22 protein-coding genes are annotated in these 17,462 nt (G+C 69.2%); 7 read left to right on the plus strand and 15 right to left on the minus strand.

Features of this window, described 5'->3' with window-relative positions:
• The gene (locus tag G6N30_RS07915; RefSeq protein ID WP_134051596.1) at positions 1-447 is read right to left on the minus strand and encodes a hypothetical protein; all 447 of its coding nucleotides are present in this window, start codon (positions 445-447) and stop codon (positions 1-3) included.
• Positions 448-497: 50 nt separating this feature from the next.
• Here G6N30_RS07915 and G6N30_RS07920 point away from each other — a divergent pair, with 50 nt between their 5' ends.
• Positions 498-2,420, plus strand: a complete 1,923-nt coding sequence (locus G6N30_RS07920; protein ID WP_134051597.1) for a flavin-containing monooxygenase — start codon at positions 498-500, stop codon at positions 2,418-2,420.
• Here the strand turns inward: G6N30_RS07920 and G6N30_RS07925 are convergent.
• Positions 2,417-2,878 (minus strand): SRPBCC family protein, encoded by a 462-nt coding sequence (locus G6N30_RS07925; protein WP_134051598.1) that lies wholly within the window; start codon positions 2,876-2,878, stop codon positions 2,417-2,419. The two genes, G6N30_RS07920 and G6N30_RS07925, sit on opposite strands and share 4 nt — an antisense overlap.
• Positions 2,879-2,987: 109 nt before the next feature.
• On the opposite strand from G6N30_RS07925, the gene G6N30_RS07930 reads away from it, so the two are divergent.
• On the plus strand, positions 2,988-3,869 hold the full coding sequence (locus tag G6N30_RS07930; RefSeq protein ID WP_134051599.1) for a TIGR03854 family LLM class F420-dependent oxidoreductase: 882 nt from the start codon (positions 2,988-2,990) through the stop codon (positions 3,867-3,869).
• 13 nt (positions 3,870-3,882) lie between these two features.
• Here G6N30_RS07930 and G6N30_RS27335 read toward each other — a convergent pair whose 3' ends face one another.
• The 4 genes from G6N30_RS27335 to G6N30_RS07945 are packed head-to-tail and all read right to left on the minus strand — an operon-like array spanning position 3,883 to position 5,662.
• Complete coding sequence (locus G6N30_RS27335) at positions 3,883-4,005, minus strand: hypothetical protein (protein WP_264007007.1); 123 nt, start codon at positions 4,003-4,005, stop codon at positions 3,883-3,885.
• Positions 4,006-4,041: 36 nt separating this feature from the next.
• Positions 4,042-4,878, minus strand: a complete 837-nt coding sequence (locus tag G6N30_RS07935) for an SDR family oxidoreductase (RefSeq protein ID WP_134051600.1) — start codon at positions 4,876-4,878, stop codon at positions 4,042-4,044.
• A gap of 2 nt (positions 4,879-4,880) precedes the next feature.
• The gene (locus tag G6N30_RS07940; RefSeq protein ID WP_134051601.1) at positions 4,881-5,435 is read right to left on the minus strand and encodes a chorismate mutase; all 555 of its coding nucleotides are present in this window, start codon (positions 5,433-5,435) and stop codon (positions 4,881-4,883) included.
• 11 nt (positions 5,436-5,446) lie between these two features.
• Positions 5,447-5,662 (minus strand): Rv3202a family protein, encoded by a 216-nt coding sequence (locus tag G6N30_RS07945; protein WP_134051602.1) that lies wholly within the window; start codon positions 5,660-5,662, stop codon positions 5,447-5,449.
• Positions 5,663-5,901: 239 nt separating this feature from the next.
• Between G6N30_RS07945 and G6N30_RS07950 the strand changes: the two genes are divergently transcribed.
• Complete coding sequence (locus G6N30_RS07950) at positions 5,902-6,786, plus strand: cyclopropane mycolic acid synthase family methyltransferase (RefSeq protein WP_134051603.1); 885 nt, start codon at positions 5,902-5,904, stop codon at positions 6,784-6,786.
• 15 nt (positions 6,787-6,801) lie between these two features.
• Here G6N30_RS07950 and speB read toward each other — a convergent pair whose 3' ends face one another.
• Genes speB through G6N30_RS07970 form a run of 4 tightly spaced genes read right to left on the minus strand, consistent with a single transcriptional unit; the run spans position 6,802 to position 10,433 of the window.
• Complete coding sequence (gene speB, locus G6N30_RS07955; protein WP_134051604.1) at positions 6,802-7,839, minus strand: agmatinase; 1,038 nt, start codon at positions 7,837-7,839, stop codon at positions 6,802-6,804.
• A gap of 40 nt (positions 7,840-7,879) precedes the next feature.
• Positions 7,880-8,308: an acyl-CoA thioesterase gene (locus G6N30_RS07960; RefSeq protein ID WP_134051605.1), complete on the minus strand. Its 429-nt coding sequence runs from the start codon at positions 8,306-8,308 to the stop codon at positions 7,880-7,882.
• Positions 8,309-8,334: 26 nt separating this feature from the next.
• Entirely contained in the window at positions 8,335-9,969 is a 1,635-nt protein-coding gene (locus G6N30_RS07965; RefSeq protein ID WP_134051606.1) for a fatty acyl-AMP ligase, read from the minus strand.
• Positions 9,966-10,433: a DUF5994 family protein gene (locus G6N30_RS07970; protein ID WP_134051607.1), complete on the minus strand. Its 468-nt coding sequence runs from the start codon at positions 10,431-10,433 to the stop codon at positions 9,966-9,968. Before G6N30_RS07970 ends, G6N30_RS07965 begins: the two co-directional genes overlap by 4 nt.
• A 152-nt stretch (positions 10,434-10,585) precedes the next feature.
• On the opposite strand from G6N30_RS07970, the gene G6N30_RS07975 reads away from it, so the two are divergent.
• The 3 genes from G6N30_RS07975 to G6N30_RS07985 all read left to right on the plus strand — a co-directional run bounded on the left by G6N30_RS07975 (position 10,586) and on the right by G6N30_RS07985 (position 13,033).
• The gene (locus tag G6N30_RS07975) at positions 10,586-11,521 is read left to right on the plus strand and encodes a threonine ammonia-lyase (protein ID WP_134051608.1); all 936 of its coding nucleotides are present in this window, start codon (positions 10,586-10,588) and stop codon (positions 11,519-11,521) included.
• Between the two features lie 41 nt (positions 11,522-11,562).
• Positions 11,563-12,165 (plus strand): Pr6Pr family membrane protein, encoded by a 603-nt coding sequence (locus G6N30_RS07980; RefSeq protein WP_234880067.1) that lies wholly within the window; start codon positions 11,563-11,565, stop codon positions 12,163-12,165.
• Positions 12,166-12,283: 118 nt separating this feature from the next.
• Entirely contained in the window at positions 12,284-13,033 is a 750-nt protein-coding gene (locus tag G6N30_RS07985; RefSeq protein WP_134051609.1) for a L,D-transpeptidase, read from the plus strand.
• Here the strand turns inward: G6N30_RS07985 and G6N30_RS07990 are convergent.
• From G6N30_RS07990 to G6N30_RS08005, 4 genes are read right to left on the minus strand one after another with little or no spacing between them, the layout of a single operon-like run.
• Complete coding sequence (locus tag G6N30_RS07990) at positions 13,017-13,670, minus strand: sterol desaturase family protein (RefSeq protein WP_134051610.1); 654 nt, start codon at positions 13,668-13,670, stop codon at positions 13,017-13,019. The two genes, G6N30_RS07985 and G6N30_RS07990, sit on opposite strands and share 17 nt — an antisense overlap.
• Positions 13,667-14,386 (minus strand): FadR/GntR family transcriptional regulator, encoded by a 720-nt coding sequence (locus G6N30_RS07995; RefSeq protein WP_134051611.1) that lies wholly within the window; start codon positions 14,384-14,386, stop codon positions 13,667-13,669. Before G6N30_RS07995 ends, G6N30_RS07990 begins: the two co-directional genes overlap by 4 nt.
• A gap of 50 nt (positions 14,387-14,436) precedes the next feature.
• The gene (locus G6N30_RS08000) at positions 14,437-14,856 is read right to left on the minus strand and encodes a lipoprotein LpqH (protein WP_134051612.1); all 420 of its coding nucleotides are present in this window, start codon (positions 14,854-14,856) and stop codon (positions 14,437-14,439) included.
• Between the two features lie 59 nt (positions 14,857-14,915).
• Positions 14,916-15,707, minus strand: coding sequence for a helix-turn-helix domain-containing protein (locus tag G6N30_RS08005; protein WP_134051613.1), 792 nt, complete (start codon positions 15,705-15,707; stop codon positions 14,916-14,918).
• A 107-nt stretch (positions 15,708-15,814) separates the two neighbouring features.
• Here G6N30_RS08005 and G6N30_RS08010 point away from each other — a divergent pair, with 107 nt between their 5' ends.
• The gene (locus G6N30_RS08010) at positions 15,815-16,162 is read left to right on the plus strand and encodes a hypothetical protein (protein ID WP_134051614.1); all 348 of its coding nucleotides are present in this window, start codon (positions 15,815-15,817) and stop codon (positions 16,160-16,162) included.
• Here G6N30_RS08010 and G6N30_RS08015 read toward each other — a convergent pair.
• A complete protein-coding gene (locus G6N30_RS08015; RefSeq protein ID WP_134051615.1) occupies positions 16,104-17,375 on the minus strand; it encodes a cytochrome P450 in 1,272 nt (423 codons plus the stop codon). The two genes, G6N30_RS08010 and G6N30_RS08015, sit on opposite strands and share 59 nt — an antisense overlap.
• Positions 17,376-17,462: the final 87 nt, after the last annotated feature.

Consider the following 17,462-nt stretch of genomic DNA (forward strand, 5'->3'; position numbering starts at 1 on the left):
CTAACCCTCGGGCCGGCCCTCGTGGCCGCGCCTGCCCTTGGTGCGCCGGTCCTCTTTCATCCGCGCCTCGAACACGTGCCGGTGACCCTGTTGCAGTTCGTCGCGGACCCGGCGTTCGTGGTCGCGGAACACCGACCAGTAGTTGTCGTCGAAATCCTCGACGATCTGGAAGGTCCAGCGGCCGTAGAGCACGTTGCGGCCCACCAGTTCGGTGGCCAGCCGGTCGGCGGCCTCGTCGTGGCCGGCCTCGCGCAGCTTGTCGCAGGCTTCGCCGAGCAACAGGTCGGCCCGCCCCATCAATTGATGGAAGGAGTACAGGTGACCGCGGGCGCGTTCCACCCATTCCAGCGCCTCCGACACCGAACCCACCGCCTCGACGGTGGCATCGGAGATGTCGTCGGGCAGTTTGCGGTCGTAGTCGGCGGGTTTGTCCGAAGGCTCGCTCACCGGACCCAAATACCCGCACCGCACGGGCAGAAACGTGATAGCACCGGACAGTGCGCAACCCACATGCCGGGCAACCCTTCACCGATTCGGACGAGCAGATCGCCGAGGCACTGCTCGACGTCAGCATCCCCACGCTCATGATGTCGCTGGTTCACATGTCCGGTGACGCGTCGCTGATCCGCGGACCGATCCGGCCGGCCGGGCTGTTCCTCAACGAGGTGCAGGGTTACCTGTCCGAGGAGGACAAGGCCGCGGTGCGCGCGCTCGCCCTTCCGATCATCGCGGACTACCGGGACCGCGGATGCCCCGAACCCGCCCCCATTCGCTCGGAGCTCCTGCACGAGATGATGCAGTGGCTGGTCTGCGAACCCGTGCCCGCCGAATACGTGCCGATGCTGCTCGAGGAGATGGAACTCGACGGGCGCGACACCCGCGCGGTGCCACCAGCCGACCCGGCGCGGTCCGACTTCCCGGTGCTGGTCATCGGCTGCGGCGAATCCGGACTGCTCGCGGGGATCCGGCTCAAGGAGGCCGGTATCCCGTTCACCATCGTCGAACGCAACGCCGGAGTGGGCGGCACCTGGTGGCAGAACACCTATCCCGGGGCGCGGGTCGACGTCGGAAATCACTTCTACTGCTACAGTTTCGAACCCTCCGACGGCTGGACACACTTCTTCGCCGAACAGCCCGAACTACAGGCGTACTTCCAGCGGGTGTTCGACCGCCACGACCTCGCGCCGCACGCGCGCTTCGACACCGAGGTCACCGAGGCGGCGTGGGATGAGGACACCGCGTCGTGGACCGTGCACCTGCGTGGCCGCGACGGCGCCGTCAGCAGTCTGCGGGCCCGTGCGGTGATCAGCGCCGTCGGCCAGCTCAATCGCCCGCACATCCCCGCGATCGAGGGACAGCAGGACTTCGCCGGGCCGGCGTTCCACTCCGCCGAATGGGACCACTCGGTGGACCTGCGCGGCCGTGACGTCGCGATGATCGGAGCGGGCGCGAGTGGGTTCCAGATCGCCCCCGCCATCGCGCCGAAGGTCAACCGGCTGACCGTTTTTCAGCGCACGGCTCAGTGGATGTTCCCGAACCCGAACTATCACGCATCGGTCGGCGACGGTGTCCGCTGGGCGCTGCGCCACCTGCCGTTCTACGGCAGGTGGTACCGGTTCCTGCTGTTCTGGCCGGGCTGCGACAAGGGTCTGGAGGCGGCCAGGGTCGATCCCGACTATCCCGACCCGCAGCGCGCGGTCAGTGAGGTCAACGACATGGCGCGGATGATGTTCACCGAGTGGATCACCAGCCAGGTCGGCGACGACCCCGAGCTGGTCGCCAAGGTGCTGCCCGACTATCCGGCCACCGGTAAGCGGACGCTGCAGGACAACGGCAGTTGGCTGCACACCCTCACCCGCGACAACGTGGACCTCGTCCGCACCGGCATCGCCCGGATCGAGGCGGACGGCGTCGTCACCGAGGACGGTACCCGGCACCCGGCCGACATCCTGGTCTACGCCACCGGCTTCCACGCGAACCGGATGCTGTGGCCGATGCGCGTCGTCGGCCGCGGGGGACGGGTGCTGAGCGAACAGTGGGGCGAACGCCCGTCCGCCTACCTCGGCATCACGGTGCCCGAGTTCCCCAACTTCTTCTGCATGTACGGACCGGGCACCAATCTCGCGCACGGCGGAAGCCTGATCTTCCACTCGGAATGCCAAATGCGCTACATCGCACAGTGTCTCGAGCTGCTGATCGACGGCGGCCACCGGTGGATGCACCCGCGCGCGGAGTGTGCGGAGGACTGGCGCAGACGCAGCCAGGAAGAGCTCGGCAAGCTGGTGTGGTCGCAGCCGTCGGTCAAGCATTCGTTCTACAAGAACTCACACGGGGAGATCTACACGCTCAGCCCGTGGCGCCTCGTCGACTACTGGACCTGGACCCGCCACCCGGACGCGCAGGACTTCGAGTTCGCCTAGCTCGGCTCGCCCTCGACCACATCCCGGATGCGTTCCAGCGTCTTGCGCATGTCCCGGATGTTGCGGCGCCTGCGCAGCTGGCCGCCGGCGACCGCGAAGACCCGCATCAGCGGGGAGTCGTTGAGCCGGAAGGATTCGGTGACCTCGGTGCCGCCGTCGACCGGGGTGAAGCGGTAGTGCCAGTTGTTGACCGCGCGGTCGCCCACCAGCACTTCGAACCCGAACTCGCGACCCGGCTCGCAGGCGGTGACCCGGCAGGTCGTCCAGTACACCGGGCCGATCTCGTTACGCCGGACGTGACCGCGGAACTTCGCGCCCAGCGCGGGTCCGGTGACGCCGTCGAGCCATTCGGCCTCCATCACCTCCGGGGAGAACCGACCGGTGTTGCGCACGTCGGAAACCAGCTCCCACACCTTCTGCGCCGGAGCGTTCATCGTCACGCTGACCGAACCCTGCACGGTGGATTCCTCTCTGCCGTAGGGCAAACCGGTGCGCCCACTTCCGGCAGCCTGCCAGAACCACACCCGCCGCTGCCATCGGATCGGCGATCGCGTTGACTCGGCGAGTATGAAGATCCGATTCGGCGTCGGGATCGGCGCGGAGACGTCCGCCGACCGGCTGGCGGCCATCGTCGACCACCTCGAGAGCAGCGGCGTGGACTCCCTGTGGTTGTCCGAGCTCGTCTACACCGAGGCGACCGACCCCTTCGTCGGCATGGCCTACGCACTGGGCCGCACCACCCGCCTCAAGGTCGGCACGTCGGTGGCGATCCTGCCGGGCCGTCACCCGGTGCTCGTCGCCAAACAACTGGCGTCGCTGGCCGCGCTCGCGCCGAAGCGGGTGCTGCCCGTCTTCGGTCTGCAATCGGCCATTCCGGCCGAGCGCGCGATCTTCGCGGTCCCGGCCGGAAAGCGGGCCGCGGTCTTCGACGAATCGCTGGCACTGCTGCGAGCGGTCCTCGCCGAACCCGACGTGAATTTCGACGGGGAGTTCTTCACTGTCCGCGACGTGGCGGTCGCGCCGCGGCTCGACCGGCCACTGGACATCTGGCTGGGCGGGGCGGCGCCCGCGGCGTTCCGCCGGATCGGCCGGTTCGGCGACGGCTGGCTGGGCAGCTTCCTGACGCCCGAGGAGGCCCGCCACGGACGGCAGGAAATCGAGCGCGCCGCAGAGGAAGCCGGCCGGCACATCGAAGCCGACCACTTCGGCATCTCACTCGCCGTGGCCGACGGCGAACTCACCGACCAGATGGTCGACGTGGTCCGCGGCCGGCGCCCGGATGTCGACCCGGCCGCGTTGATCGCACCCGACTGGCCGGCGCTGCACCGGCAGCTCGACGCCTACCTGGAGGCCGGGCTGACGAAGTTCGTGATCCGGCCGGCGGCGACGGTGCCGATGGAGGCGTTCGTCGAACGGTTCGCCGCCGAACTCCTGCCCAGGGAGAACTGACCGCGGTCAGCCGTTACGACGTCTCCGCAGCATCGTCCTCGCCCTCGGCCTGATCGGGCTGCGGCTGCACGGAACTCTGCTTCATCTCCGGATCGGCGTCGGGGTCCTGACCGGTGTCGGCGGGGTCGCTGCTCATGGCCTGCGAGATACCCGGGTGCGAACCGCCGAAACGTCAGCGGTCGGTCAGCCGCGGCAGCGCCTTGCGGATCTGCCCGCGGACGAACTCCGGGCTGATGGCCTTCAGCCGATCGATCCACCGGATGCTGTTCGGCACGTACCAGTGCAGCCGGGTCGGGTGCTGGTAGGCCGCCCACGCCGCCTCGGCCACGCTGGCGGCCGGCATCAACCGGAACGGCCCGCGCTTGGGCGCGGAGGCGGTGACGTCATCGGTCGCATCCGCCGAGCGGGCGGCCGCCGAGTGGTTCGGGGTCTCACGCAGGATGGCCGTGTCGATCAGGCCCGGCAGCACATCGGCCACCCGCACGCCGTGGCGCTGCCATTCGACGCTGAGCGCCTCGGTGAGGCCCTTGACCGCGTGTTTGGTGGCCGAGTACACCGCGATCTGCGGCATCCCGTAGGTCGCCGATGACGACGACGTGGAGAACATCAGGCTGCCGGGCGTCCGCTTCAGATAGGGCAGGGCAGCGTATGCGCCGGTCAGCACCGCCTTGAAGTTGACGTCGACCACCCGCATGGCCGCCTCGTAGGGCACGTCCTCGAACCAGCCCGACTCACCGACACCAGCGTTGTTCCACATCATGTCGAGACCGCGGGCGCCGCAGAAGTCGGCGAGCGCGCCGTCGAGCTGGGCCTTGTCGGTGACGTCGACCTGACGGGTCCACAGCCGGTCGCTGCCGAGTTCGGCGTCGAGCGCGCTCAGCCCGGCCTCGTTGCGGTCGACCGCGGCGACCCGCCAGCCCCTGGAGTGGAACAGTTGTGCGCCGGCCCGCCCCATCCCGCTGCCTGCGCCGGTGACGAAGATCGACTTCGGTGTCGTGGGGTCCGTCATCGTCAGCCGCAGTAGGACCGTGTCACGAACCAGAGCGCCCGGCGGTAGAACTCGTCGAGCTGCCGGGTGTCGGACACCGCCTCGGTGGCGTCGCGCACCCGGTCACCGCACTGCGCGGACTGCAGCAGCGACCACTGCGCCGCGAGCTGTTCGACCATCGCCCGGTTCAGCCCGTCGATCAGCTGACGCGACGACGCGAGGTCGGGCGCCGTCGTGGGCGCCGCGGCCGGGTCGAGCTTCCACTGCGCGAAGCGGCTGTGCTGGATGGCCTCGGTCGCCGCGATCTGGTCGGCGAAGATGCGGCGCACCCGCTGGGCGTCCACACCTCGCGCGGATGCATCGGTGGCGACCGAGGTCAGCACCTGCTCCACCCGCGCGGGATCCTCGATCGGGCCCTTGGTGTTCCACTTGTTGGCCGCCACCGGTTCGGCGGTCTGCAACCGCTGTGCGGCGGCGTCGACCAACGCCGTCAGCGGCCCACCGTCGTCAGCCTGGGCCGGGGCGGCGGCGCCGAAGGCACCGGCGACCGCCAGCCCCGCCACCAGGGCGCGCAGCATCGAGCGCGCGTTCAGCGGTCGAACTCCGGGTCGTCGTCGGACAGCGGCACGGCGATCGCCTGTTCGATGAGGTCGGCCTCGTTGGCGTCCCAGTTGGTCGAGACAGACACCCGGGCCGCGTCCAGGCCGCCTTCCTCCTCGTCGTCCACGTCGACCGGTATCAGCTGCTCGACGACGTCGGCTTCCGGGGCGTCGTCACCGAACACCGGTCCATCCGGAGTACTCACGAGCGGTCTCCCTTCCTGCTTCGACATCAGCCGAACCTCGGCCGTGCCACCACGATAGTGATGATCACCGGAGCGGGTCGCGCTGGTTTCGCCCGTGCGACGGGCTTCGCCGGTCTGACCTGGCCGGTGTGGTCCGGGCGCAGTGGCGGTTCGGGTAGTGTGCGCAGACGACGGGGGCGGCTCTCGAGACCGGGGGAGCGCCGCGCACAACCACAAACGACGACGTCAGAGGCTGTACCTTGCCAGAAACAAGCAGTGATGCCCAGGGGTTGACGCCCCACTTCGAGGATGTTCAGGCGCATTACGACCTGTCCGACGACTTCTTCCGGCTGTTCCTCGATCCCACGCAGACCTACAGCTGCGCATACTTCGAGCGCGACGACATGACGCTCGAGGAGGCGCAGCTCGCCAAGATCGACCTGTCGCTGGGCAAACTCGGCCTGCAGCCCGGTATGACACTGCTCGACGTGGGGTGTGGCTGGGGCGCGACGATCAACCGCGCGCTGGAGAAATACGACGTCAACGTGGTCGGGTTGACGCTCTCGCGCAACCAGCAGGCCCACGTCCAGCAGCTCTTGGACAAGCAGAACAGCCCGCGCAGCAAGCGGGTGCTCCTGCAGGGCTGGGAGCAGTTCGACGAGAAGGTCGACCGGATCGTGTCGATCGGCGCGTTCGAGCACTTCGGCCGCGACCGCTACACCGACTTCTTCAAGATGGCCTACGACGCGTTGCCCGACGACGGCGTGATGATGCTGCACACGATCATCAAGCCGAGCAACGAGGAATTCGAAGAGCGCGGGCTGCCCATCACGATGCAGAAGCTGCGGTTCTTCAAGTTCATCATGGACGAGATCTTCCCCGGCGGCGATCTGCCCCAGGCCAGCGCCGTCACCGACCACGCCACCAAGGCGGGTTTCGAGGTCAAGCTGGTGCAGCCGCTACGCCTGCACTACGCCAAGACCCTCGACATCTGGTCGGCCGCGCTCGAGGCGCGCAAGGACGAAGCCATCGCGATCCAGTCGCAGGAGGTCTACGACCGGTACATGAAGTACCTGACCGGTTGCGCCGACCTGTTCCGCGAGGGCTACACCGACGTCGCGCAGTTCACGCTGACCAAGGGCTGAGGGCGCGGTCCCTCGTCACCGCGACGGGGGACCTGGCTCGGCCCCCGCGGCATCGCGCCGGCGCGCCGCCATCCCGGCCAGCGCTTCGAACACCACGCGGTGCGCGGCGTTGACGGTGAGTTCGGCGTGATCGTAGGCGGGTGCCACTTCGACGACGTCCACGCCGGCCACGTCGTGCTCGTAACAGAGCTGACGGACCATGCGCAGCAGGTCCGCGCTGGTGATGCCGCCAGGTTCGGGTGTCCCGGTGCCGGGTGCGTGCGCGGGGTCGAGAACGTCGATGTCCACGGACACGTAGAGCTTGTCGGCCTTGTCGAGGGCTTCGGCGACGGCGTCGCGCATCACCTCCTTGAACCCGCGCTCCCAGATCTCCTGCATGGTGTGCCACGTCATGCCCTGCTCGAGCATCCACTCGAAGGTGTCCTGCGGCGGCCAGTACCCACGCAACCCGACCTGGACGAAGTGGGTGCCCGGTACGGCGCCGGATTCGATCAGCCGCCGCATCGGCGTGCCGTGGCTGGCGAGGTTGCCCTCGATGTCGTCGGCCGTGTCGGCGTGGGCGTCGAAGTGCACGATGCCGACGTTGCCGTAACCGTGCACGTCGGCCACCGCGGTCGCGGCGGGCCAGGTGATCGAATGGTCGCCGCCGAGGACCACCGGCACGATGCCGCGCGAGGCCACCGCGGCCACCCGCTCGCGGATGTTGGTGTGCGACACCTCGGTCTGGCCGTGCGGGCAGTAGGCGTCACCGAAGTCGACGACCTCGAGCCAGTCGAAGATCTCCAGCCCCAGGTCCATGTGATAGGTGCCGGGTTCGTAGGCCGTCGCTCGGATGGCGCGGGGACCGAACCGTGCGCCGGGGCGGTTGGTGGTGCCGACGTCGAACGGTGCGCCGACGATCGCGACGTCGGGTCGCCAGGACTCCAGTTGCGCGGTCTCGGTCAGGAAGGGCCGGTGGCCGAAGGACACCATCCCCGAATACGGCAGATCCAGCTGCTCGGCCAGCCCGGGTGGGAGATCTCGGTGCGGCTGCTCGCCGTGCTCATGGCCCATGCGCAGACCGTACCGCCCGGCGCGCCGGCCCGCGGTCCGATCAACCGCCCGACAGCGCACTGCGCAGCGAGGGCGGGAGGTCGCGTTTGGTCCAGTCGGCCGTCGACACCACGACGTAGACGTTGCGACCGGTCACCGCGACCTGTTCCGGGGCGTCCGCGTCGCGGCGCGACACCGCGAACCCGAGCGTGAAGCTGGTGGTCCCGACACGTTCGCACCGCACCGTCACCCGGACCGCATCGCGCCAGCGAACCGAAGCGGCGTAGTCGATTTCGCTGTGCACGACCTGGAAGTCGAGTCCGTCGGCGATCAGCGTCGGATACGCGACGCCGAGATGGTCGAAGAACGCGGTGCAGGCCTCGTCGAACCAGGTCAGGTAGTGGCCGTTGAACACGACGCCCTGCTGGTCGATCTCGGCGTAGCGCGGCACGATCGGCAGCGAGAACTCCGGGGTCGGATCGGGCGCCACCGGCACACCCTAACGCCGTCGAGCGGTCAGGCGACCAGAGCGGTGGCCAACCCGCGGCGGGGTTTTCCGGACGGCGTCTTGGGGATGGTGCCCGGCGCGACGACCGAAACCTTGCGCGGACGCAGATCGACCTCCGCGACGACCGCATGGGCCACCTCGTGCTCGATCCGCCGCACCTCCGCGTGGTCCTCCCAGCCCGAGGCCTCGACCACCACGGCGAACGTCTCGCGCGGGTGGCCGGCGTTGAGCCTGACCGCGACCACGCAGCCGGGCCGGATGCCGTTCACGCGCGCCGCGGCGCGTTCGACGTCGGTGGGGTAGATGTTGCGTCCGGCCATGATGATGACGTCTTTGACCCTGCCGCACAACACGATCCGGCCGTCCTCGGTGAGGTAACCGAGGTCTCCGGTGTCGTACCAACCCCATTCGTCGGGCGCGGGCCGGAAGCCCGCCATCGTGGTGTAGCCGGGGGTCAGCGACGAACCGCGGACCTGGATGACCCCCACCGCGCGAGCACCCAGCACGACCGCATCCGCGTTCACGACGCGTGCCTCCATGTCGCCCAGTGGCGGCCCGAGGCACGCCAGCCGGCGGGTACGGCCGGTGTTCGCCGGGATCGCGCGATCGAAGGCCGACAGCAGGTCCGCGTCGACCTCGTCGGTGCTCAGACCGGCGCCGAGCGCCGAGAACGACACGGCGACTGTGGTTTCGGCCATCCCGTAGGCCGGCAGGATGGCGCCGGGGTCCAGGCCGAACGTGGCGCCGGCATCACACAGATCCTCGACCGCGGCCGGGTCGACCTGCTCGGCTCCCGACAGTGCGAAGCGCAGTGTGGACAGATCGAATTCGCCCGGAACAGCTTGTCGCCGAAGCCTTTTCGCCAACAGCGCCCACGCGAAGTTGGGCGCTGCGGTCATCGTGCCCCGGTACTTGTCGATGAGCCGAGGCCACAACAGGATGTCGCCGAGGAAGTCCAGCGGCGTCACCTTGACCAATTCGGCGCCGAAATACATGGGCACCGTGAGGAATCCCGTCATCCCCATGTCGTGGAACAGGGGCAGCCAGCTGACGATGACGTCGGACTCCAGGCGGTAGTCGGCCGCGCTGAACATCGCCTCGGCGTTCGACACGACGTTGCCATGGGTGATGTGAACGGCTTTCGGTGAGCCGGTCGACCCGGACGTCAGCTGCATGAGCGCCACGTCGTCGTCGGCGGTGGGCACGGGGTCGATCGGCTCGGCGGCGAGAAGGTCGCCGACGGTCACCACCGTGATCCCGAGCTGCTCCAGCACCGGGGCGGCGGCCATGAACGGTTCCGACAACACCACCGCCCGCGCGTCGATCAGCTTGATGACGCTCGCGGTCTCCTCGGCCCACAGCGCCAGATCGCTACGCGGAGTCGGCTGGTGCAGCATGGTCAGGCTGGCGCCGCGCATCCACAGCGCCTGCGCGGTCGGCGCGATCTCCTCGGGGGCGCCCGCGAGCACCGCGACGGCGTCGCCCGGCCCGACGCCCGCGGCGGCCAGCCCGCCTGCGATGCGACGGGCCCGTTCGTGCACCTCACGCCAGGACCGCCGCACCGGATCGTGCGGTTCACCGGTGACCATGCCGTTGGTGCTGGTGCGCGCGCTGGCGAACATCTTGTCGGTGAACGCACTCACAATGCGGCGCCTTCCTGCCAGTGGCCGGTCGGTGCCGGTTGTCCGTGGACCATCCGGCGCAACTGCGTCACGCCGATCGATTCCTTCCCTGCGCCCACGGTGTCGAGCACCGAACGGGCTGTCGGCGCAGGCACGTCAGAAGCGATCACGTAGAGCAGCGCGTCGCGGGAGTGGGTGCCGACCAGATAGAGGGTGTCGCTGGCGACCAGCCGGTACGCGTCGACGGCCACGGCGTGGTTGCGGTGCATGACGCGGCTGGGCGCCGACGTCCACGCGGCGGTGTCGTAGACCACCCGCCGGATGGGCCCGATCAGCCGGCTGAGGACGGCGAGAACGTCGGACAGCTCGTCGCCGAGGTCGGCGCTGCGGGGCCACCAGGCGCCGTCGACGCCACCGGGGATGGGCGCTCGGTCGCAGATCGTCAGTCGGCCGGAATCGGGAGGACAAGGGTCGATGGGCGTCATCGCAGACGCTCCCGTCAGTTTTCGCACATCGCAGACGGCAACCGCTGCACGGACACGCGAGGAACCTACGATCGGTCGAGCATAACCCCGGCCGCCCCGCGATCCCGCCACCCAGGGGGCTTCTCGGGCGTGGCGCCGGGCAGACTGGGCGGGTGCAACTGGTCACGATCGACGACGTCCGCGCCGCGGCGACGCGAATCCGCGGCGACGTGCTGCGCACCCCCCTGATCCCCGCCGCATGGGCAGGCGCACTGTGGCTCAAGCCGGAGAACCTGCAGGCCATCGGGGCGTTCAAGGTCCGCGGTGCGTTCAACGCGATCGCCCGACTGGATCCCGAGCTGCGGGCCCGGGGCGTGGTGGCGTACTCGAGCGGCAACCACGCCCAGGCCGTCGCCTATGCGGCGGCGCGGTACGGGATCGCGGCGCACATCGTGATGCCGGAGGAGACGCCGCGGGTCAAGATCGACGCGACGCGCGGCCACGGCGCCGAGGTGGTGCTGTGCGGCGCCGGCCGGCGCGAAGCCGTGGCCGCCGAGGTCGTCGAGCGGACGGGCGGGGTGCTCGTGCCGCCGTTCGACCACCCCGACATCATCGCCGGCCAGGGGACCGCCGGTCTGGAGATCGCCGAAGACCTGCCCGAGGTCGAACACGTCTTCATCCCGGTCAGTGGCGGTGGCCTGGCCTCGGGGGTCGGCACGGCGATCAGGGCCTTGTGTCCCGGCGCGACGGTGCACGGCGTGGAACCCGAACTCGCGGGGGACACCGCCGAGAGCCTCCGGCTCGGCCATCGGGTGGACTGGTCGATCGAGGACCGCAACCGCACGATCGCCGACGGACTTCGCTCGCAGCCGTCCGAGCTCACCTTCGCCCACCTGCAGCGGGTGCTCGACGACGTCATCACCGTCACCGAAGACGAGATCCGTCGTGCGGTGAGAGATCTGGCGCAGCGCGCTCACCTGGTCAGCGAACCCAGCGGCGCGGTGGCCATGGCCGGATACCGGCGCGTGGCGCCGGCGGGCCCCGCGGTGGCGTTGGTGTCGGGCGGCAACATCGAGACGGCGCTGCTCAGGGACATTCTCGCGGCCTGAGGCGCCCGGCGCGGTGGGCGGCCGTCGCTATCCTCGCGAGCGTGACCGAAGCCTCCCCGGCCGTCCCGCTGCTGAGGACCGTGCTGCGAGTGGCCGTCGTCGCCGCCGTGGTGGTGGCCGTGGTGCTGGTGGAGTTGACGTCGCGCTCGGGTGTGCTGTGGCGGCTGGTCACCTTCACCTACCAGGCCAACCTGCTGGCGGCCGGGTTCTACGCCGCGACGCTGCTGTCGCGGCGGGCCGACGCGCGCTCGGCGCTGCGGGGCGCCGCGGTCCTGTACGTCGTGGTCGCGGGGCTGGTGTGGAACCTCTTCCTGACCGACTACAGCATGGGCTACACCCCGGCGAACTTCCTGCTGCACGTGGTGGTGCCCGTGCTGGCGCTCGCCGAGTGGGGGTTGGCCGGGCCGAGGCAGTCGGCGGTCCGCTGGTGGTATCCGTGGGCCTGGCTGGTCTATCCGGCCTGCTACGTGGTCGTCGCGCTGGCGGTGCTCAACCATGCCGGCCGGCGCGCGCCGTACTACTTCCTCGACCCCGAGAGCGTCGGCACGCTCACCGTCGGGATCAACATCGCCCTGCTCGGGGCGATGTTCCTGGCGCTCGGCTACCTGTTGACGGGGTTGGGACGGGCCCGGGTGAAACGCTGAGACCGCCGGTTGCGATGACCATGACGTGGTGACAAGCCGAGTCAGAACATCCGCCGCCGCGGCGCCGGGCCGCCGTCGCTCTCCGGGTCGCGCCGTCGGCCGCCCCTACACTGGGGCCATGCTGCGTACGGTCACACGTTCGGTCGCCGCCATCGCCGGTGCTGTCGCCATCGCGATGACCGGCTCGGTGGCCACGGGCTCCGCCGCCATCAGCACACCGCCCGACGTGACCGCGATCGAACCCGCCGCGGGCGCGGTCGTCGGGGTCGCGCAGCCGCTGACGGTGCGGTTCGACGCCCCGGTGCAGAACCGGTCGGCGGCCGAGCGGTCATTGCAGATCACCGCGCCTACGACGCCGAGCGGTGAGTTCACCTGGCTCAGTGACTCGACCATGCAGTGGACCCCCACCAGCTTCTGGCCCGCGCATTCGCCGATCTCGGTGACCGCGGGCGACTTCATCACGAACTTCCGGACCGGCGCGGCCGTGGTCGGTGTCGCCGACATCGACGCGCACACCTTCACCGTCAGCATCGACGACCAGGTGGTCCGGGAGATGCCCGCGTCGATGGGCAAGCCGAAGTTCCCCACCCCGGTCGGTACGTTCCGGGTGTTGGGCAAGGAGTCTGTGGTCGTGATGGATTCCCGCACGATCGGCATCCCGCTGGACGATCCCGAGGGCTACAAGCTCACCGTGTACGACGCGGTGCGCATCACGTGGGGCGGCGTGTACGTGCACGGTGCGCCGTGGTCGACGGGTTCACAGGGCTACGCCAACGTCAGCCACGGGTGTATCAACCTCAGCCCGGACAACGCCGACTGGTACTTCAACACCGTCGGCATGGGCGACCCGGTCATCGTCCAGTCGTGACCCCGTGCAGGTTCTTCGCGGTCGGTGACGTGGCGACCCCCGCGGGGTCCGGGTAGGTACCCAGAACGCGGTCGGCGGTGCCGGCACTGGTCACCGTGAACCAGTAGTGCTCGTTCTTGAAGTGGTGCTGACGGTGGTTGCGCCAGACGGCCCGATACGCGGCGGTCTTCGGTTTGTAGTCGCTGTGGATCAGATAGTGGCACCACTCGTAGGCCACGCCGAGGATCGTCAGGCACACCAGGAACGTCAGACCCATGCCGAGGCGGGGGAAGGCCAGCAGCGCCACCCCGAGTGCCACCGGGAGTACCCACAGCAGCGCCTGCCACGGGATGAAGATCAGCGGGATGTCCCGCGGATCGACGTGGTGTTCGCGGTGCTTGCGCGCCAGCAGGGGGTCGATGCGGAGCCGGCCGAGCCGCCGTGGCCGCCAGTGCAGGACGCAGACGTGCACGACCCACTCCACGAACGGGAACGCCGCGAGCATCGCCACCGGCACCACCGCGTCGGTGCCCTGCCAGTCACCCACCGCGACCCGCGCGCAGACGGCCACGACCAGCGTGCCGGCGATCAACCACGGCGAGGGATGGCGCCAGAATTCGCGGCCCGCGTCGGCCAGCGTGAACGTCCGGCGCGTCATCGGGCGTCCAGTTCGCCGAGTGCGTCGAGCAGTGCGGTGGTGGCCGGTTCGAGCAGGCTCCGGGCAGCTTGCGCAGCGGCCTCCGGTTCGCCCGCCACGACGGCCGCCGCGACGGCGCGGTACGCCTCCGGACGGCCGACCTCGTCGGCCATCATCGTGGCCAACGCCGGCAGCGCCGGTTCGTAACTGGCCCGCAGCGTGTTGTACATCAGGCGGAACACGATGGAATCCGCCGCGTCGACGATCTGATCCCAGAACGCGAGTGCATGGCGTTGCGCGGCAACGGGATCCGTCTCACCCTCGAGTGCGCTGATCGCGTCCTCGAGCCGGTCGGCCACGTCGCGACCGCCGCGCTGGGCGGCCAGTTCGGCGACCTTCGGACCGTTGTGCAGACGGGTCTCGAGAATGCTGCGCACGACCGACAGGTCGAGTTCACCGCCGCGCATCAGCAACTGGGGCAGCAGATCCAGCCCGGCGGTGCGTCGGAAATCTTGCACCGTGGTCGCGTCGCCCTGGCGGACCTCGATCAGTCCGGTGCCGGCGAGCCGCTTGAGCGCTTCGCGGATCGCCGGCCGGGAGACCCCGAGGACTTCGGCGAGCCTCCGCTCACTCGGGAGCGCGTGACCCGGCGCGAGTTGCCCGCTGAGCACCTCGGTGACGATCTGGTCGAAGACGTCTTCGGGTACCGAACGGCGGTTTACCGGTTGCAGTGCCATGTCGGCGAGCATGGCACCACAACCGGCCAGAGGTCAAGTGGTCTGACCAGTTAGCATTTCGTCGTAATTTCGTAGGTCGCTTCCGCGGCGGTGGCGGGGTTGTCGGCGAATTCGCCCTTGGCCGTCCCGCTGATCGTGATCGTCTGGCCGTTGACGGTGGCCTTGCCATTGCCCACGGTGCCCTCCCAGAAGGCGCCGGTGAAACCCTCGATGTCGCGGATCTCGACAGAATGCGCGGTGACCTTCTCACCGGTGGTCACGGCGGCGGTGAAGCCGGGCGTCTTCTCGCCGAAGTCGGAGATGAGCCACGTCCACCCGGCCTGGCTGCACTCCACCGGGATCTTCGCCGCCCGCTCACCGTTGACCGTCACCTCGGCGGTCCGGGTGCCCAGCGCGGGCTCCGACCCGCCGCACGCGGTCAGGACGGCCACCGACGCCGCGCCGAGCACCATCACGATTCGGTTGTTCACGCGCCACCTCTGTTCTGTTGACCACGTCGTCCGACCGCGCGGCCGGCAACCAACCTGACTCACTGCGGACTTCCCTGGGACGCCGACCGGCAAACCAGCGCCGCGGCGGTCTCCTCGTCGGCGGGCAGGAACGCCTCGATGCTCAGCTCGACAGCGGTCAGGTCCAGCGCGGTGCCGAACGTGGTGACCGTACTGATGAACGTGAGCAAATCGCCGTCAGCCGTGCACAATTCGAGTCGGACCGCCACCGTCGCCGGGTCCGGCGATTCGCCCGACGGCCCCGGGTAGGACTCGACCTCGGCCAGCAGTTCGGCGAGGTCACCGGAGCCGCTTGCCGCCGCCTCGCGCCGCAGCCGCTCGATCAGATGGCGACACCACTGGCCGAGGTTCTTGATCCGCGGCGCCAAGCCGTCCGGGTGCAACGTCAGCCGCAGGGCGTTCGGGCGCTGCAGCAGGGCGGGGGCCACACCGTCGAGCAGAATCGCGGTTGCTGCGTTGGCGCCCAGCAGGTTCCAGCACCGGTCGACGGCGACGCACGGGTAGGGGTCGTATGCCGCGAGCACCCGTTGGACACCGTCGCGCACGGCGACCATGTCGGGATGTTCCAGGCTGCGTTCGGGATACACCGGCGCCAGTCCGGCCGCCACCAGCAGGTGATTGCGTTCACGCGGAGGCACGTCGAGGACCTCGGCGAGCTTGAGCACCATGGCCCGGCTGGGCGCCGACCGGCCCGTCTCGATGAAGCTGACGTGCCGCGCCGAGACGCCGGCTTCGATCGCGAGGTCGAGCTGGCTGAGCCTGCGGCGCCGGCGCCAGGCGCGCAGTACATCACCGAATGCCGGGGCGGTCATCGTCTCAGTGTGGCGCGCAGGTGAACCCGATGCCATTACTTCGGAGGTAATTGCCTCGCTTACGCCGCGGCGCGACGGTAGAGGTGTCCACCGAACAGGAGCACACCATGGAAACGACCGAGCAGAAGATCCCCCGCTGGTTGCGGTTCGTGATGGCCTCGGACCGCGCGGGTTCGTCGTGGTACATCGGCGCGGGCTTCTTCTTCGCGCCCGCGCTGGCGCTGGCCTCACCGTGGCCTGCGCTCACCACGGTGCTGTGGGTGGTGATCGGGCTGGCCGGACTGTGGCTGGGCCTGCTGGGTATCGCGATGGCGACCGGGTTGGCGATGGTGCTGCGCTCGAACACCGAGATCCCCGAGGACTACTGGCGCTCGATCATCGACTACCCCGCGGCACCTACTGCGCGACAGGAGGTTTCGCCGAGCGTCCGGTGTAGTCGACCGGCCAGTGTTTGATGCCGTTGAGCCAGCCGGACCGCAGCCGCTCGGGTTTGCCGAGCGGCGCGAGGTCGGGCATGTGGTCGGCGATCGCGTTGAACATCAGGTCGATGGTCATCCGGGCCAGGTTCGCCCCGATGCAGTAGTGCGCGCCCGTTCCGCCGAACCCGACGTGCGGGTTGGGGTCGCGCAGGATGTTGAACGAGTACGGGTCGTCGAAGACCTCTTCGTCGAAATTGGCCGAGCGGTAGAACATCACCACCCGCTGGCCCTTCTTGATCTTCACCCCGGACAGTTCGGTGTCACACAGCGCGGTGCGCTGGAACGAGGTGACCGGCGTGGCCCAGCGGACGATCTCGTCGGCGGCGGTCGCGGGCCGCTCCCGCTTGAACAGCTCCCACTGGTCGGGGAAGTCGGTGAACGCCATCATGCCCTGGGTGATCGAGTTGCGTGTCGTCTCGTTGCCCGCCACCGCGAGCAGGATGACGAAGAACCCGAACTCGTCGTCGGAGAGCTTGTGCCCTTCGACGTCGGCCTGCACCAGTTTCGTGACGAGGTCGTCGCCCGGGTTGGCTACGCGGTCGGCCGCCATCTGCATGCCGTACATGATCAGTTCGACCGACGCGCCGATCGCGTCGTTCGCCGCGAACTCCGGATCCTGGTCGCCCACCATCTGGTTCGACCAGTCGAACAGTTTCTTGCGGTCCTCCTGGGGGACGCCCATCAGCCCGGCGATCGCCTGCAGCGGCAGCTCGCACGACACCTGCTCGACGAAGTCGCCGGCGCCCTGCTCCAGTGCGGTGCGGGCGATGTCCTGTGCCCGGGCGCCGAGTTCGGCGCGCAACCGCTCGACGGCCCTGGGGGTGAACGCCCGCGAGACGATCTGGCGCAGGTGGGTGTGGTGGGGCGCGTCCATGTTCAGCAGGACGAACTTGCCGCGCTCGACCTGCTCGCCGTCGGAGCCGTCGCGGTAGCGGGGAAGTGCGGTCTTCTCGAAGCTGGAGAACACGTCGCTGCGGCGGGAGACCTCTTTGACGTCGCGGTGTTTGGTGACCACCCAGAACCCGCCGTCGTCGAAGCCGCCGGCGCCGACTGGCTGTTCGTTCCACCAGATCGGAGCGACCCGGCGCATCTCGGCCAACTCGTCGACGGGTAGCCGCTCGGCGTAGATGTCCGGATCGGTGAAGTCGAATCCGGGCGGGAGGTTCGGGCTGACTCGATCACTGCTCATGACCACGGGGCATCTCCTCAGACGACGTGTCCTCGTGCCGTTAACGCATTGCTACACCACTGATAGGGGCATCCGGGCCGGGTTGCG

The sequence above is a fragment of the Mycolicibacterium litorale genome (assembly GCF_010731695.1).
In the GTDB taxonomy this organism is placed as follows: Bacteria; Actinomycetota; Actinomycetes; order Mycobacteriales; family Mycobacteriaceae; genus Mycobacterium; species Mycobacterium litorale.

Excerpts from the sequence above, each read along its gene's own strand:
- G6N30_RS07930 (WP_134051599.1), top strand. The coding sequence starts at position 2,988 with ATGAAGATCCGATTCGGCGTCGGGATCGGCGCGGAGACGTCCGCCGAC.
- G6N30_RS27335 (WP_264007007.1), bottom strand. The coding sequence starts at position 4,005 with ATGAGCAGCGACCCCGCCGACACCGGTCAGGACCCCGACGCCGATCCG.
- G6N30_RS07990 (WP_134051610.1), bottom strand. The coding sequence starts at position 13,670 with ATGACGCGCCGGACGTTCACGCTGGCCGACGCGGGCCGCGAATTCTGG.
- speB (WP_134051604.1), bottom strand. The coding sequence starts at position 7,839 with ATGGGCCATGAGCACGGCGAGCAGCCGCACCGAGATCTCCCACCCGGG.
- G6N30_RS07935 (WP_134051600.1), bottom strand. The coding sequence starts at position 4,878 with ATGACGGACCCCACGACACCGAAGTCGATCTTCGTCACCGGCGCAGGC.
- G6N30_RS08005 (WP_134051613.1), bottom strand. The coding sequence starts at position 15,707 with ATGACCGCCCCGGCATTCGGTGATGTACTGCGCGCCTGGCGCCGGCGC.
- G6N30_RS07940 (WP_134051601.1), bottom strand. The coding sequence starts at position 5,435 with ATGCTGCGCGCCCTGGTGGCGGGGCTGGCGGTCGCCGGTGCCTTCGGC.
- G6N30_RS07970 (WP_134051607.1), bottom strand. The coding sequence starts at position 10,433 with ATGACGCCCATCGACCCTTGTCCTCCCGATTCCGGCCGACTGACGATC.
- G6N30_RS07985 (WP_134051609.1), top strand. The coding sequence starts at position 12,284 with ATGCTGCGTACGGTCACACGTTCGGTCGCCGCCATCGCCGGTGCTGTC.
- G6N30_RS08010 (WP_134051614.1), top strand. The coding sequence starts at position 15,815 with ATGGAAACGACCGAGCAGAAGATCCCCCGCTGGTTGCGGTTCGTGATG.
- G6N30_RS07995 (WP_134051611.1), bottom strand. The coding sequence starts at position 14,386 with ATGGCACTGCAACCGGTAAACCGCCGTTCGGTACCCGAAGACGTCTTC.
- G6N30_RS08015 (WP_134051615.1), bottom strand. The coding sequence starts at position 17,375 with ATGAGCAGTGATCGAGTCAGCCCGAACCTCCCGCCCGGATTCGACTTC.